Source organism: Luteibacter sp. NPDC104163, assembly GCF_055584245.1.
Genome location: NZ_JBVJMK010000035.1, coordinates 1 through 15,211, shown reverse-complemented (window position 1 = coordinate 15,211; position 15,211 = coordinate 1). Strand labels below are relative to the sequence as shown.

Sequence of the window (15,211 nt, the reverse complement as noted above, 5' to 3'; positions counted from 1 at the left end):
GGTTTTGTTGTGGTGTTTATTCTTGTCCTCGCCGAGTGCTATATATTGGTCCGCCGTGTGTGGGGGGGGGGGGGGGGTGGGGGGGGGGGGGCCCCCCCCCCCCCCCCGCCCCCCCCCGCTCCCACAGGGCACGAGGCACATGGCACGAGGGCCCGCGTAAGCGGGCCCTTTTTGTTACCATCGCCCCATCCCCGGTTTCATCGCATCGCCCGGAGTTTTACCCATGCGCCCCAATCCCGCGGCCGCGCCGCTTATCCCGGCGAATGCCGAAAACCGCTACGACGTCACCCGCGCCGACCTGCCGCTGTCGTGCCCCATGCCGGGCATGTACCTGTGGAACTCGCACCCCAAGGTGTACCTCCCCATCGAAGACGATGGCGGCACCTCCAAGTGTTCATACTGCGGCGCCACCTACGTACTGAAAGACTGACCGGCCCGGGCGGGCTCGCTGCACGCATCGCCCGCCACCCCAACGCCACCGGACCGCGCCATGGCCACCGTCTTCCCACCCCGGACGATGACCGTTGTACAACTCGTACCCGCCCTTCACTCGGGCGGCGCCGAGCGCTCGACCCTCGAAATCGCCCGCGCCCTCGTGGAGGCCGGCCACCGCTCGGTGGTGGTCTCCGCCGGTGGCCGCCTGGTGGAGCAGCTCGAGGCGGAAGGCAGCGAGCACATCACCCTGCCGATCGGGCGCAAGTCCCTGGGCACCCTGTTCACGGTAGGCAAGCTCCGCCGTGCCCTGCGTGAGCTCAAGCCGGATATCGTCCACGCCCGCTCGCGCCTGCCGGCCTGGGTGGGCTGGTGGGCCATGAAGGGCGTGAAGCCGCGGCCGCATTTCATCACCACCGTGCACGGGCTCAACACGCCCGGGCACTACAGCAGCATCCTGCTGCGCGGTGAGCGGGTCATCGTGGTATCGCAGACACTGCGCGATTACGTCCTGCGCCACTACCCCGAGGACATCTCCAGCGCGCGCATTTCGGTGGTACCGCGCGGCATCGATACCGAGGCGTTCCCCTACGGCTACCGCCCGGATGATTCCTGGCAGCGGGCCTTCTTCGAGGAATACCCCCAGCTCGAGGGCGCGCCGCTGCTGACGCTGCCCGGGCGTGGCACGCGGTTGAAGGGCCACCACGATGCGATCGAGCTGATCGCCGACCTGCAGAGCCGCGCCATCGATGCGCGCCTGCTCCTGCTGGGTGCCGACGAGCCGGGCCGCGAGGCCTATGTCGAGGAACTGCGCACGCTGATCCGCGAGCGCGGGCTCGAGGCCAAGGTGGTGATCTCGACGCCACGCTCGGATATCCGCGACGTGTACGCCATTTCCAGCCTGGTGCTGCAGCTGTCGCAGCGGCCGGAGTCGTTCGGGCGCACGGTCGTGGAAGCGCTCGCCATGTGCCGTCCGGTCCTCGGCTACGCGCATGGTGGCGTCGGTGAGTTGCTCTCCGAACTCTATCCCGCCGGCCGCGTGCCGCTGAACGATCGCGAGCGGCTGGTCGAGCGCGCGGCCGAACTCCTGCGCTTCGCACCGCCGATCCCGCCGCCGCGCAGCTACCGGCTGGTGGACATGCAGACGGCCACGCTGGCGCTCTACGCCGAGGTGGTCGAAGGCGTCCCGGCCGCGTGAGCACGCCCGGCTTCAAGGCAGCCCTGCGCGCCGGGCTGCGTTCGCCGCTTCTCCCTGTGTGGCTGGTGCCGGCCCTGCTCCCGTTCGGGCGCAGCGCCGAGCTCGGCGTTTTCCTCGCGCTGGTCGGCGCCATCCTGTTGCTGGTGCGCGAGCCGCAGGCGCTGCGCTTCCACCCGGGTGCACGGCTGTTCCTGTGGTTGTTCGCCGCCTACACGGGCGCCGCGCTCGTGTCGGCGGTGGATGCCGTCGCGCCGGGCAAGAGCTGGGGCACGGTCGCCGGCATCCTGCGCTTCGCGCCGCTGGGCGTGTACACCTGTTTCGCGATGCGCCGCCCCGGCAAGGTGCGTACGCTCTACATGGCGACCGCGGCCGTCGTCGCCGTGTGGGTCGTGGATGCCTGGGTCCAGGCGCTGACCGGCATCGGCCTCGCCGGCCATTCGAACGCGGACCGGCTCTCCGGCATCTTCGGCAGCGATAATCTCAAGCTCGGCCCGGCGCTTGCGGCGTGCGCGCCCTTCCTGCTGTGGGCGGCCCGCGAGCGCTGGGGTCGCTCGGGCCTGGTCGGGGCGTACCTCGTGGCGCTCGGCCCCGTGCTGCTCTCCGGGTCCCGCGCATCGTGGCTCTGCTACGGGCTGGTCGGGCTCGCTTTCCTCTGGCGTGAAGCCGGCAACCTCAAGCGCTTCCTCGCGGCGTGTGCGGCGGCGGGTGTCGTCCTGGTCCTGGCCGGGCTGCTGGCCTGGCAGGTTTCGCCGCGCTTCCGCGAGCGCATCGCCCACACCCTGCCGGCCCTGAGCGGCACGGCACAGGGCATGGATAGCGCACTGACCGGTCGCCTCGATATCTGGCGCACCTCGTTGCGCCTGTACGCCGCACATCCGGTGAACGGTGTCGGCGTGCGCGGTTTCCGCGTGGCGTACCCGACGTATGCGGCGCCGGGTGATCACTTCCTCACGCTCGAGAAGTGCGGCGATGGCGAAGGTGCGTGCCATGCGCACCAGGTGGTGCTCGAGGTGGCGACCGAAACCGGCACGCTGGGCCTGCTGGCCTGGCTTGCGGCGAGCGTGCTCGCGCTGCGCGCCTGGTGGCGCGCCGGTGCGGCCGCGCGTGCGCGGGCATTCCCGCCCGCCGTGGCCCTCGCATCGATCCTGTTCCCGCTGAATACGCACATGGCGTTTTACTCGGCGTGGTGGGGCCTGCTCGCCGCGTGGCTGTTCGCGGTGGCCTGCGCCGCGCTGTATGCCGACCTGCCTGACGCGGAGCCGCCGCATGCCAGGTGAGCGGCTCTCTGTCGTCGTCACCACGTACAACAACGCCGACACGATCGGTGCCTGCCTCGCTTCGGTCGCCTTCGCCGACGACATCGTCGTGCTGGATTCCGGTTCCACCGATGACACCCGCGACATCGCGGAGCGCGCCGGCGCGCGGGTGCACGTGCAGCCGTTCGCCGGTTACAGCGCGCAGAAGCAGGCAGCCATCGACCTGGCCGCGCACCGCTGGGTGCTGCTGCTGGATTCGGACGAGAGCGTGCCGGCCGAGGCCGCGGCACGCATCCGCGATGCGCTGGTTGCGCCCGACGTCGCGGGCTTCGAACTGCTCCGGCGCGAGTGGGTGTTCTGGCGCTGGCAGCCCGATCGCGCAAGGCTCAACCACTACGTGCGCCTGTTCGATCGCAAGCACGCGCGCATGAGTGGGCACGAAGTGCACGAAAGCGTCGTGGTTGACGGTCCGGTACACCGGCTGGCGGCGATCCTCGACCACCACGGCGAGCGCGACATCGAGGGTCGCGTCGACAAGGCCAACCGCTATTCCTCGCTGCAGGTACGCGACCGGCATACGCGCGAGCCGCGTGCGCTGCGCCTGCGGATGGTGGTCTACCCGACGGTCGCCTTCGCGCGCTACTACTTCCTGCGCGGGCACTGGCGTGGTGGGTGGGCAGGCTTCATCGCCGCCCGCGTGCACGCGTTCTACGCGTTCCTCAAGTACGCCAAGCTCTACGAACGGCGCATCTCACGCGGCGGCGGCAAGCGGCGGGCGGTGGAAGCCGAACGGCTGCACGATTAGCTCGCACGCCTCGTGGCGTAGCGCTTCACGGCGGCGGAACTCGCTGCGGCGCTTGCTCTCCACCTCCGACTCCAGGCGCAGCGGATCCCGCGGCGGCAGCCGGTAGAAGCCCGCATCGACCGCTTCGCCACCCGCTTCCAGCCAGAACGCGTCGTAGTCGGCCTTGACCTTGTTCGCGATGCCGGCGAAAACGTGGCGCCCGTTGCCCACGCCCAGCACTTCGTCGATGCCGTAGGCCGTGGCGATCGCGCGGACCATCGACAGCAGCAGGTTCTTCGGGCGCAGGCCATGGCACTGCTTCGTCAGCTCGCGGACCGCCTCGCGGCCCGCGTTGTTGGCGGCACCCTGCAGGCAGCCGATGACGATGGTGCGGCCACCGTTGATGATGGAGAACTGCGCATACGAAAGCTGCAACCCCGTGGCATCCGTGAGCGAGAGGCTCAGCTCACCCTCGCGCCCACGGCGGATCGGCGCCTTGAGCAGCAGCGAGAGTTCGCTGCCATCGCGGAGGGTCAGCTTGCCGGCGAGCACCTGGCGCTCGCGGTAGAGCATGTGGAACATCTCGCGGGGGAAGTGGGCCAGGGCGAACTCGTAATGCGCGCGCACGGCGGCGAGGCGTTGCTCCGGGCTCCACGCCTTGCTGATGTAGCGGTGCTGGTAGCGCTCGATCAGCACCGCGTCCGATTCGGTGATGCCTGCCATCGCGGGCGATTCGAGGAAGGCGAGCCATGCATCGTGTTCGCGCCAGCGCTTCAGCGAGCGGCCACAGTAGGTCAGCACGGCGCCGATCGCGTGCGAGCGCGTGCTGTGCCAGCCGGCGCGGCCGTGCAGCGAGCGCACGAAGCGGAAGAGCGATTGCATGGGAAGGTCCGTCTCGATGGGAATGACGGACGTTCTACGCTGTGAAATTTTCAGCTGACTTTCGTGAGAACGAACGATTTAGCCATCGTTGCCGCGTAGAAAGTTTCGGGAAAGCCCGGCGAAAGCATCGCGCGCAAGCGCGCTCCCACAAGGGTATCCGCAGCCCTGTGGGAGCGCGCTTGCGCGCGATGCCTTCAATAGATCTTCGGCTCGCCCGGCGGCCGCGTCTTGAAACGCTTGTGCACCCACAGGTACTGCTCCGGCGCCTCGCGCACCATCGCCTCGATCTCGCCATTCACCCGCTCGGTATCGAGCGCCGCATCCTTCGACGGGAAATCCGCCATCGGTTCGCCCAGGCGCATCACGTACCCGGAATCATCCGGCAGGCGGCGGTGGTAAAACGGGATGACCACGGCGTTCGACATGCGCGCGAGGTGGTGCGTCGCAGTGATGGTCGCCGCGCGCACGCCGAAGAATCGCGCGAACACATTGTCCTTGCTGCGCATGTCCTGGTCGGGTGCGTACCACAGCGTCCCGCCGGCCTTCAGGTACTTCACCGTGCCGCGGATGTCATCCTTCTCGAACATGGCCGCCGCGTAGTGCAGGCGCGAGCGCAACACGGCGAACTCGAACACATCCGAATCCATGCGCCGGTACATGCCGGCGATGCGGATGCGCTGCGACACCAGCCGCGCGCATAGCTCGAGATGGGAGAAGTGGCCGCCGACGAGGAGCACGCCGCGGCCCGCCGCGCGCGCCGCCTCCAGGTGCTCGAGCCCCTCGATGGTGACCGGTACGTTCGCGATCGCCTTGTCGGAACCCATCCAGCCGAGCGCGAACTCCGCGAGCATCATGCCGACGTCGCACAGGTTGGCGCGCACGAGCGCCTTCTGTTCATCGGGAGAAAGCTCCGGGAAGCACAGCGCGATGTTCGTGGCCGCGATGCGCCGGCGCTCCTTGTTCAGGAGCAGGGCCAGGCGGCCGGCGGTGCGGCCCAGGCCCATGAGCCAGCGGAACGGCAGGTGCGCGATGAGCCAGATCACGCCCACGCCCAGCCAGGCCGCCCAGTTGCGGGGCGCCAGCAGCGAGCGGGTAAGGGTGGGGCGGGGCATTCCGGGCATGGCCGGCCATTGTAGCGGACTGGGGCGGCTATACTGCCCGGCCAACCCTCCACCCCGGGGATAGCGTGTTCCTGCGCCTGCTCTACAACCTGGCCATGTACCTGTTCACGCCGCTGGTCATGCTCCGGCTCATGGCGCGTGGCATGCGCTACGGGGATTACCACGTGCGCTGGCGCGAACGGTTCGGCCGGTTCAGGGAGCCACGCCTGACAGGGTGCCTGTGGGTGCATGCCGTCTCGGTCGGCGAGGTCAACGCCGCGGAGCCCCTCGTGAAGGCCCTGATGGAGGCCTACCCGCGCGCGCCCATGCTGGTGACCACGGTGACCCCGACCGGCTCCGAGCGCGTGCGCCAGCTGTTCGGCGATACCGTGCACAGCGTGTACCTGCCCTACGACCTGCCATTCGCGGTGAAGCGCTTCCTGCGCAGCGTGCGGCCGCGGCTGGCGGTGATCGTGGAAACCGAGATCTGGCCCAACCTGTATTTCGCCTGCCGCCGGCACGGCATCCCGTTGCTGATCGCCAACGCGCGCCTCTCGGAGCGCTCGCTCCGTGGGTACGCGCGGATGAGCTCGCTGGTGCGCCGCGCGCTTCGTTGCGTGAGCCATATCGCCGCCCAGTCGCGCACCGATGCGGCGCGTTACCGCCTGCTCGGCGCGGAACCCAGCCAGCTCACCGTGTGCGGCAACCTCAAGTTCGATATGCCGGTGCCCGATGCGGCGCTCGATGCCGGCAAGGCCATGCGTGAAGCGTGGGGCAGCGGGCGCCCGGTGTGGATCGCCGCGAGCACGCACGAAGGCGAGGAGATGTGCGTCTTCGAGGCGCATACCGAGGTCATGCGGCGCCTGCCCGATGCGCTGCTGCTGATCGCGCCGCGCCATCCTGAGCGCTTCAAGGCGGTCGAGGCTTCCGTCCGCAGCCTGGGTTTCAATGTCGCCACGCGCAGTGCCGACGGCATGCCGGGCACTGCGACGCAATGCTTCGTCATCGATTCCATGGGCGAGCTGCTGCGCTTCTTCGCGGCATCCGACGTGGCGTTCGTCGGTGGCAGCCTGGTCTCCATCGGCGGCCACAACGTGCTCGAGCCCGCGGCGTTGGGCAAGCCGGTGCTGGTCGGCCCGTACACCTACAACTTCGAAGAGATCACCCAGGCGCTGCTCGACGAACACGGCGGCCAGCGCGTGCAGGACGGTACCGAACTGGGCAGCGAAGTGCTCGCGCTGTTGCGCGACGAAGCGCGCCGCACGGCCATGGGCCACGCGGCGCGCCAGGTCTTCGAGAGCGAACGCGGTTCCGTCGGCAAGGTGATGAAGCTGGTGGATCACCTGCTTCAGGAGTAAGCCGTCGGTCCCTTGTGGGAGCGCGCTTGCGCGCGATGGAGGGTTCGGCAAGCACCCATCGCGTGCAAGCACGCTCCCACAGCGCGCTGGTTACATCGCCGGGGCGCAGGCCAGGTGGGCGGTGACGCTGTACATGCCGTCACGCTGCAGTTCCTTCGACATACCGATGCCCAGCTGCTCCACGTGCTCGCCGCGCGTCGCGCAGTGGGCCACGGCCTTGTTGCGCACGGCCAGGTACGCGGCGCGCTGGCTGCCGGTCGCCGATACGGTGAGGCGCGGCGCGCTGATCACGCTTGCCGCCGGCAGCGCGTCGTCAAACACGATGCCTTCGCCGCGCGCGGCGGGCTGGTCGGTGCGGCATGTGGCGTAGGCTTCCTGCCGCGTGCCGTAGGTCAGGCCGATGATTGCCGTGGTAGCGCCCGCGTGGAACTCGGTCATGTAACCACCACGGTTATCGCATTCATTCACGGCCTTCGCCCACGCTTCCTTGCGTGCGTTGTCGCGGTTGAAGTCGCCGTCGTAGGCCATCGTGTGGTAGCGGATACCGCTGATCGTTTCAGCCTGGATGGTGCTGTCGCGGGCGATGGCCGGTGCGGTGGCGAGGGTGAGGGCCACGGCGGTGAGGAGGGTCTTCATGGGATGTCCTTATCGATGAGGGGTTGGGTACGAGATCAGCGGTGCTGGCGGCAGGTGGCATTGGCGACGACGAAGTGCATGCCTTGCGCCGCGCCCCAGCCTTCGAGGAACTGGAAGTTCAGCGTATCGATGTAGCCGCCATCGAGGTCGCACTGGCCGAGGACCTCCTTGCGGACTTCGAAGTAGGTCTTTTCCTTGTCGTGACCACTCTGCTTTACGGTGATGGGATAAGCGGCATACGGGTCGGTTTCCGCGTGAGCCGCCGTGGAAGCCGCGAGCAGGGCGGCAACAGCTAGCAGGGAGCGTCCGTTCATGGGTCGTCCTTGATGAGCCCCACATGGGGCAGAAGCATGATGGACGCGTTTCGCTGGGGGTGGCATCCGGCAATGCCTACAAGGGTTGTACGTATCGGCGCAGCTCGCTGTGCGCATCCGCCTACACACACCGGCACTTGTCTGACAGCCAAAAAAAACGGCCCCGTAGGGCCGTCTTTGTCTTCGCGAACGTGCTGCTTTTACTGGAGCAGCGAGTTCACCGCTTCCAGGTCCTTCACGTCCACCGTGCCGGCGGTCTGCTTCAGCAGCAGCTTGTCGAGCACGAACTGGTGGCGGGCCTGCGAGTAGTCGCTCAGCGCCGAGGTCAGGTTCTGCTGCGCGATCAGCACGTCGACGATCGTGCGGGTGCCGACCTCGAAGCCTGCCTGCGTCGCATCGCGTGCGCTTTCGGCGGATTCCACGGCGGCCTTGGTCGCCTCGACCTTGCTGATGCCGGCGACGACCGAGCGATAGTAGTTCAGCGTGTCACGGACGACCTGGCGGCGGGTGGATTCCAGCGAATCCTGCGCCGCGTCGCGCTGGTAGATGCTCTGGCGAACGCGCGACTGGGTGGCGCCGCCCGAGAAGATCGGCACGTTCAGCGTGAGGCCCACCGAGGTCGCACCACGGCCATTGGCCGAGGTGAGGCTCGAACCCGCCGTGCCGGCGCCCGCGTTCTGGTTCCACGCGGTGCTCTTGCTGTAACCCAGCGTCGCGTCGATCGTCGGCAGGTGGCCGGCGCGCGCCGACGAGATGCTGTGCTCGGCGGAGTCGACGTTGTACTGGGCGGCGATGATCGTCGGGCTGGTCTTCACCGCTTCGGCGACCCATGCCTGGGCGTCGTTCGGCGAGGGCGGATCCATCGGCAGCTGCTCGCGCAGCTTCTTCAGGTTGTCGGCCGGCTGGCCCGTGATCTGGGTCAGCGCTTCACGCGAATCGGCCAGCGTGTTTTCCGCGGTGATCACCTGGGCCACGGCGGTGTCGTGCTGGGCCTTGGCGTCCTGCACGTCGGTGATGGCCGACAGGCCCACGTCGAAGCGCTGCTGCGCCTGCTCGAGCTGGCGGGCGAGCGCCTGCTCGTTGGCCTTCTGGAAGGTCAGGGCGTCGTCGTTGGTCAGGACCTGGAAATAGGCCGTCGCCACGCGCGTCGAGAGCTGCTGGAGCGCCGCGTCGTACGTCGCGTTCTGGGAGTCCGCCGAGGAACGGGCGGCCTTCAGGTCGGCGTACTTGCTGAAGTCGACGACGCTCTGGCTCACCGTGGCGCCCACGTCGCGGGTGCGGGTGTGGCCAATATCGCCGGAGAAACCGACGACGGTGCGGCCATCGGCGCCATAGATCGGCTCACGGGTCGGACCGTTCGGGTCGCTCTGGTTCAGGCTGAGCTGCGCGCTGACCTGCGGCAGCAGCAGCGCGCGGGCCTGCGTCACGCTCTCACCGGTTGCGAGGCGAGTGGAATCGGCCTGCGACAGCACCGGGTCGTTCGCCCGGGCCTGGCGGTAAGCATCGAGCAGGTCTTCGGCATGGCTCGCGAAGGGAGCCGCTGCCAGGGCCAGCGCAACGGTGAGTAGCTTCAAGCGCATGGGTTCGCCTCGTGGGTGATGGGGGATCTTTTGAAGGTCAGAGCACGAAGCGCTTCACCGGCGCGGCATGCGCCAGGTAGGGAAGGTCCGTTTCGAACAACGATTCCTCGCGGTAGCGGCCCTCACCTTCGTGGGTGAGCAACACCGCCGTCTGCGCCGGCGAATCGCCGCGCACCACGAACATCCGGCCGCCCGGCTTCAGCCAGCGGACGAACTTCTCCGGAACGGCGTGCACCGCACCCGTGACCACGACGACGTCGAAAACGCCGGCCGGGGTGTAGCCGTTGACGGCCTCGGCCACTTCCAGGGTGGCGTTGGCCACGCCGGCGGCGGAAAGGCGCTGCTTCGCGGCCTCCACGAAATCGGCGTGCATGTCGATGCTGGTGACCTTGCCGGCCAGGTTGGCCAGGCAGGCGGTCAGGTAGCCCGAGCCGGTGCCGATTTCCAGGACCTCGTCGGTCTTGTTCAGCGCCACGGCCTGGAGGACCCGGCCCTCGATCACCGGCTTCATCATGACTTCGTCATGGCCCAGCGGGAGGTTCAGGTCGGCAAAGGCGACATTGCGGTGGGCCGGGGCCACGAAATCCTCGCGGCGGATGGTCTTGAGCGTGTCGAGTACCGAGTACTCGAGCACTTCCCAGGGGCGGACCTGGTTCTCGACCATGTTCAGGCGGGCCTGCTCGAAATTCATCGCCATGGTGTTCAATCCCGTACGAAAAGCTGAAAAAAGATGCGGAAGGATAACGGGTTACAGGCCGCTTCCTCCGATATGCAAAGGCTGCGGTCCCGGTGCTTCCCGGCTAAGTGCCGGAAGTCACCGGGCGGGGCTGACGGAAGTCACCCCCCTCGCTGGCCCCACGCCGGCTGAATGGCCGGTACGTGGGGGTTGCTGGCAACCATGGAGACCGCACGCGGGCGGCCCCACCTATTCTAAGGTAGGACGGCGGTTCCGCTCCTGTTCCGACCTGCTGTCGCGGCAAAAAGATGCGCGCCATGCTGGAAATAACTAAACCGCTGCGTATAATAAAGTCATAATTTTTGTTTGTGAAGGTGCAGCCATGAACGCCAGCCCGAAAATGAAGACGCAGGGCCCGGGGCGTCCGAAAGACATGGAGAAGCGCGCGGCCATCCTCGATGCCGCCAAGGCGCTCTTCACCCAGGGCGGTTTCGCCGGTACCAGCATGGATGCCGTCGCGGCATCGGCGGGTGTGTCCAAGCTCACCGTTTACAGCCACTTCGGCGACAAGGACAACCTCTTCCGCGAGGTCATCCGCGCCCACGTGCAGGAGCGCCTGCCCGATGACCTGTTCGATTTCAGCGCCGGCGGCGATATCCGCGCCACGCTGACCAACATCGCCAGCCGCCATGCGGCCATGGAAACCAATACGGAATCCGTCGGCACGTTCCGCGCCATCCTTTCCGATTGCCAGGCCGGCGGTAACCCGCGTTTCGGCCGGCTGGTCTGGGAAGAGGGCCCGGTGCGCATGCACAAGCTCATGAGCCGCCTGCTGGGCGATGCCGTCGAGCGCGGGCAGCTCGAGATCGCCGATGTCAGCCGCGCCACCACCCAGATCCTGGCCCTGCTCAAGGGCGACCTGCTCATCCGCCGCCTGTTCGGCTGCGAGGATTGCGCGGTGCAGTTCGCCGAAGAGGTGAACAACAACGCCCTCGCCGCGGTGGATATGTTCATGCGCGCCTACGCGCCCCGCGCGTAATCCTCGCGTTCCTCCCCGCTTCGTGCTTGAATCGGCCCCGAAGCGGGGGTGCCGGCGCGTTGCGCAGGCTGAGAGAGTCCCTTTGAACCTGATCCGGTCAGTACCGGCGTAGGAAGCTTTGTCCACGGGAGCGGTGCGCGTGTGCGCGCCGCCGGTCCGTGGCGGCGCGTCCGCTTCTCCCTCCCCGCCGAGTCGAGAAGCCGATGAACGCCATATCCCCTGAGCTCGCCCGCGCCACCCGCGACCTGTCCGCCTCCGTCACCACCCCGTTGCCCGGTTCCCGCAAGGTCCACGTGACCGGCAGCCGGCCGGATATCCGCGTGCCCATGCGCGAGATCGCGCTGGCGCAGACGCCCACCCTGTTCGGTGGCGAAGCGAACCCGCCCGTGGTGGTGTACGACACCTCCGGCCCGTACACCGACCCGGACCACACGGTGGACCTGGTCGCCGGCCTGCCGCCCCTCCGCGCCGCGTGGATCGAAGGGCGGGGCGACGTCGTCAGGCTCGACGGGTTGAGCTCCACCTTCGGCCGGGCGCGCGCCGGCGATACCCGGCTGGACGCCATCCGCTTCCCGGCACCCCGGGCACCCCTGCGCGCCATCCGCGGCGCCAACGTCACCCAGATGCACTACGCACGCCGCGGCATCGTCACGCCCGAGATGGAATTCATCGCCCTGCGCGAGAACCTGCAGGCGGAATTCATCCGCGACGAAGTGGCCCGGGGCCGCGCGATCATCCCCGCGAACATCAACCACCCCGAGGCCGAGCCCATGATCATCGGCCGGCACTTCCTCACCAAGGTCAACGCGAACATCGGCAACAGCGCGGTGAGCTCCGGCATCGCCGAGGAAGTGGAGAAGCTGGTGTGGGCGACGCGCTGGGGCGCCGACACCATCATGGATCTGTCCACGGGCAAGCACATCCACGAGACCCGCGAATGGATCCTGCGCAATTCGCCCGTGCCGGTGGGTACCGTGCCGATCTACCAGGCGCTGGAAAAAGTAGGCGGCGTAGCCGAGGAGCTCACCTGGGAAATCTTCCGCGACACGCTGGTCGAACAGGCCGAACAGGGCGTGGACTACTTCACCATCCACGCTGGCGTTCTGCTGCGCTACGTGCCGCTCACCGCGGGCCGCGTCACCGGCATCGTGTCGCGCGGCGGCTCCATCATGGCCAAGTGGTGCCTGTCGCATCACCGCGAGAATTTCCTCTATACGCATTTCGAGGAGATCTGCGACATCATGAAGGCCTACGACGTGGCCTTCAGCCTGGGCGACGGCCTGCGCCCGGGCTCGATCGCCGATGCGAACGATGCGGCGCAGTTCGGTGAACTGGACACGCTGGGAGAACTCACCAAGGTAGCGTGGAAGCACGAGGTGCAATGCATGGTGGAAGGCCCCGGCCATGTCCCGATGCACCTGATCCGCGAGAACATGGATCGCCAGCTGGCCGTGTGCCACGAGGCGCCGTTCTACACGCTGGGCCCGCTCACCACTGATATCGCGCCCGGCTACGACCACATCACCAGTGCGATCGGCGCTGCGATGATCGGCTGGTTCGGCACCGCCATGCTCTGCTATGTGACGCCGAAGGAGCACCTCGGCCTGCCCGATCGCCAGGACGTGCGCGATGGCATGATCGCCTACAAGATCGCCGCCCACGCCGCCGACCTGGCGAAGGGCCATCCGGGCGCACAGCTGCGCGACAACGCGCTGTCGAAGGCACGGTTTGAGTTCCGCTGGGAGGACCAGTTCAACCTGGGCCTGGACCCGGAAAAGGCGCGCGCCATGCACGATGAGACGCTGCCGAAGGACGCGCACAAGAGCGCGCACTTCTGCTCCATGTGCGGGCCGAAGTTCTGCTCGATGAAGATCACCCAGGATGTGCGTGATTACGCGGCGGGGATGGATGCCAAGGCTGCGGAGTTCCGGGAGCAGGGGGGTGAGGTTTATAGCAGGGCTTGAGGCACCGACATCGCGCGCAAGCGCGCTCCCACAGGGCGCTCCCACAGTCTGGGGCTGTTGTGGGAGCGCGCTTGCGCGCGATGGGGGTGCGTCGCATTTGGCCGCCTTCACCCGGTTTTTTCAGGGCCGGACCTAACGTCGGGGGCCTACCCAACTCCCGTCCCCTGGAGCACAGGCAATGGCCAGCGCAAAACCCTTCGTCACCGATATTGAGAACATCCGTAAGCGCGCCCGCGAGCATATCGACAACGGGGCCGTCACCGCCGGCTACAAGGCGGACCGTGAAACGGTCATCAAACTGCTCAACGAAGCGCTGGCCACCGAGATCGTCTGCGTGCTCCGCTACAAGTACCACTACTACATGGCGCCGGGCATCCATTCGCAGAGCGTCAAGGCGGAGTTCCTGGAACACGCCACCCAGGAACAGGAGCATGCCGACCGTATCGCCGAGCGCATCACCCAGCTCGACGGCACGCCCAATTTCAACCCGGAAGGCCTGCTTTCCCGCAGCCATGCGGATTACGTGGAAGGCGCGGACCTGATCGACATGATCAAGGAAGACCTCGTCGCCGAACGTATCGCGATCGATAGCTACCGCGAGATCGTGACCTACATCGGCGACGACGATCCGACCACGCGGCGGATCATGGAGGACATCCTAGCGCAGGAGGAAGAACATGCCGAGGACATGGCCACGCTGCTCGAGAACCTGGGGAAGAAGGGCGAGCCCGCGGCACCCTCGAGGCACTGATTAGGTAAGCTGGGGGCATCGCTCGCCACCGAGAAGGATCATCATGAACGCGACCGCCGCCCCTTCGCCTGCCCCGCGCAGGCGCCGCCGCCCGCTCAGCCTGGCGATCGCCCTGCCGATCGCCTTGCTGATCCTGCTGGTGCTGTTCTTCATGTGGTGGTGGGACAAGGAGCCGGAGCAGTTCGATCCGGTGCAGGTCACCACCGCGCACATGAAGGAGATCGGCCGCCCCATGAGCACGGGCGCGGTCACCACGTACACGCTGATCAAGTCGGTCGATACCCTTACCGACAAGCGCGGTGGGTACCTGAGCAACGACAAGCTTCCGCCCGGTTCGATCATGGACAACATGCCGAACTGGGAATTTGGTTCGCTGACCGCCTCGCGCGATCTCGTCCGCGCGCTGCGCAACGATTTCAGCCGCTCGCAGACGCAATCCACCGAGGACAAGGCCCTCGGCGAGGCCGATCCGCTGCTCAACAGCCCGAACGATCGCTGGCTCTTCCCCAGCTCGGAATCGCAGTACGGCAAGGCGGTGGATGATCTGAACGACTACCTCGGCCGCCTGAGCGATGCCGAGGATGGCAACGCGCATTTCTACGCGCGTGCCGACAACCTGGCGGATTACCTGCAGACGGTCTCTGCCCGGCTTGGTTCGCTGTCGCAGCGGCTTTCGGCGAGCGTGGGCCAGCTCAAGGTGGATGCGGCGCCCAATGCGGATGTCGCCGCGAACGCGGGGCCGGCCAAGGCCGTCTACGTGAAGACGCCCTGGAACAAGATCGACGACAACTTCTACGAGGCACGCGGCTATACGTGGACGCTGCTTGAGCAGCTCAAGGCGATCCGCCATGACTTCGCACCGATCCTGCGTAGCAAGAACGCGGATGCGAGCCTGCAGCAGGTGATCCGTGAGCTCGAGGAGTCGCAGAAGTCGCTCGGCAGCCCGGTGGTCCTGAACGGCTCACCGTTTGGCTTCTTCGCCAACCATTCGCTGGTGATGGCGAACTACATCTCCCGCGCCAACGCGGCGATCATCGACCTGCGCGGCCTGCTGGGCCGCGGCTAACAAAAAGCCCGCCATTCGGCGGGCTTTTCTTAAGCGTTGTGGGAGCGGGGGGGGGGGGGCGGGGGGGGGGGGCGGGCGCCCCCCCCCCCCCCCCCCCCCCCCCCCCAACCGGGGGGCCGGGCCCCGGGGGGGTTTTTGGGGGGGGTATGGTGGGGGGTGGCCCCCCCCCAGAGGG

At 67.5% G+C, this 15,211-nt stretch carries 16 protein-coding genes and 1 riboswitch; of the genes, 10 read left to right on the top strand and 6 right to left on the bottom strand.

Annotated features, from left to right (window positions below; genetic code table 11):
- The first annotated feature begins 223 nt into the window (after positions 1-223).
- Genes ACZ6YI_RS21690 through ACZ6YI_RS21675 form a run of 4 tightly spaced genes read left to right on the top strand, consistent with a single transcriptional unit; the run spans position 224 to position 3,691 of the window.
- Positions 224-430 (top strand): zinc-finger domain-containing protein, encoded by a 207-nt coding sequence (locus tag ACZ6YI_RS21690; protein ID WP_320551671.1) that lies wholly within the window; start codon positions 224-226, stop codon positions 428-430.
- A 60-nt stretch (positions 431-490) separates the two neighbouring features.
- Entirely contained in the window at positions 491-1,630 is a 1,140-nt protein-coding gene (locus tag ACZ6YI_RS21685) for a glycosyltransferase family 4 protein (RefSeq protein ID WP_465780423.1), read from the top strand.
- The gene (locus ACZ6YI_RS21680; protein WP_465780422.1) at positions 1,627-2,907 is read left to right on the top strand and encodes an O-antigen ligase family protein; all 1,281 of its coding nucleotides are present in this window, start codon (positions 1,627-1,629) and stop codon (positions 2,905-2,907) included. The genes ACZ6YI_RS21685 and ACZ6YI_RS21680 overlap by 4 nt, the downstream gene beginning before the upstream one ends.
- Positions 2,897-3,691: a glycosyltransferase family 2 protein gene (locus tag ACZ6YI_RS21675; protein WP_465780421.1), complete on the top strand. Its 795-nt coding sequence runs from the start codon at positions 2,897-2,899 to the stop codon at positions 3,689-3,691. The genes ACZ6YI_RS21680 and ACZ6YI_RS21675 overlap by 11 nt, the downstream gene beginning before the upstream one ends.
- Here ACZ6YI_RS21675 and ACZ6YI_RS21670 read toward each other — a convergent pair.
- Together ACZ6YI_RS21670 and lpxL are read right to left on the bottom strand one after the other, a co-directional pair.
- Positions 3,638-4,552: a VirK/YbjX family protein gene (locus ACZ6YI_RS21670; RefSeq protein WP_465780420.1), complete on the bottom strand. Its 915-nt coding sequence runs from the start codon at positions 4,550-4,552 to the stop codon at positions 3,638-3,640. The genes ACZ6YI_RS21675 and ACZ6YI_RS21670 overlap by 54 nt on opposite strands.
- A gap of 194 nt (positions 4,553-4,746) precedes the next feature.
- On the bottom strand, positions 4,747-5,664 hold the full coding sequence (lpxL, locus tag ACZ6YI_RS21665) for an LpxL/LpxP family Kdo(2)-lipid IV(A) lauroyl/palmitoleoyl acyltransferase (protein WP_465780419.1): 918 nt from the start codon (positions 5,662-5,664) through the stop codon (positions 4,747-4,749).
- An 80-nt stretch (positions 5,665-5,744) separates the two neighbouring features.
- Between lpxL and waaA the strand changes: the two genes are divergently transcribed.
- Complete coding sequence (waaA, locus tag ACZ6YI_RS21660; protein WP_465780425.1) at positions 5,745-7,010, top strand: lipid IV(A) 3-deoxy-D-manno-octulosonic acid transferase; 1,266 nt, start codon at positions 5,745-5,747, stop codon at positions 7,008-7,010.
- A 90-nt stretch (positions 7,011-7,100) separates the two neighbouring features.
- Here the strand turns inward: waaA and ACZ6YI_RS21655 are convergent, their stop codons facing one another.
- The 4 genes from ACZ6YI_RS21655 to ACZ6YI_RS21640 all read right to left on the bottom strand — a co-directional run bounded on the left by ACZ6YI_RS21655 (position 7,101) and on the right by ACZ6YI_RS21640 (position 10,237).
- Positions 7,101-7,646 (bottom strand): hypothetical protein, encoded by a 546-nt coding sequence (locus tag ACZ6YI_RS21655; protein WP_465780418.1) that lies wholly within the window; start codon positions 7,644-7,646, stop codon positions 7,101-7,103.
- A gap of 35 nt (positions 7,647-7,681) precedes the next feature.
- Positions 7,682-7,960, bottom strand: coding sequence for a hypothetical protein (locus ACZ6YI_RS21650; protein ID WP_440324495.1), 279 nt, complete (start codon positions 7,958-7,960; stop codon positions 7,682-7,684).
- Between the two features lie 200 nt (positions 7,961-8,160).
- Positions 8,161-9,540 (bottom strand): TolC family outer membrane protein, encoded by a 1,380-nt coding sequence (locus tag ACZ6YI_RS21645; RefSeq protein WP_465780417.1) that lies wholly within the window; start codon positions 9,538-9,540, stop codon positions 8,161-8,163.
- Between the two features lie 37 nt (positions 9,541-9,577).
- Complete coding sequence (locus ACZ6YI_RS21640) at positions 9,578-10,237, bottom strand: protein-L-isoaspartate O-methyltransferase family protein (RefSeq protein ID WP_440326459.1); 660 nt, start codon at positions 10,235-10,237, stop codon at positions 9,578-9,580.
- Between the two features lie 361 nt (positions 10,238-10,598).
- Here ACZ6YI_RS21640 and ACZ6YI_RS21635 point away from each other — a divergent pair, with 361 nt between their 5' ends.
- The 5 genes from ACZ6YI_RS21635 to ACZ6YI_RS21615 all read left to right on the top strand — a co-directional run.
- Complete coding sequence (locus ACZ6YI_RS21635; RefSeq protein ID WP_440326457.1) at positions 10,599-11,255, top strand: TetR/AcrR family transcriptional regulator; 657 nt, start codon at positions 10,599-10,601, stop codon at positions 11,253-11,255.
- Positions 11,256-11,289: 34 nt separating this feature from the next.
- A riboswitch (TPP riboswitch) is annotated at positions 11,290-11,387 on the top strand.
- 71 nt (positions 11,388-11,458) lie between these two features.
- Positions 11,459-13,219, top strand: coding sequence for a phosphomethylpyrimidine synthase ThiC (gene thiC, locus ACZ6YI_RS21630; protein ID WP_465780416.1), 1,761 nt, complete (start codon positions 11,459-11,461; stop codon positions 13,217-13,219).
- 178 nt (positions 13,220-13,397) lie between these two features.
- Positions 13,398-13,970: a ferritin-like domain-containing protein gene (locus ACZ6YI_RS21625; RefSeq protein WP_465780415.1), complete on the top strand. Its 573-nt coding sequence runs from the start codon at positions 13,398-13,400 to the stop codon at positions 13,968-13,970.
- Between the two features lie 43 nt (positions 13,971-14,013).
- Positions 14,014-15,036, top strand: a complete 1,023-nt coding sequence (locus ACZ6YI_RS21620) for a DUF2333 family protein (protein WP_465780414.1) — start codon at positions 14,014-14,016, stop codon at positions 15,034-15,036.
- Between the two features lie 13 nt (positions 15,037-15,049).
- Positions 15,050-15,211: twin-arginine translocation signal domain-containing protein (locus ACZ6YI_RS21615; RefSeq protein ID WP_465780424.1), on the top strand; the 162-nt coding region annotated here is incomplete at its 3' end.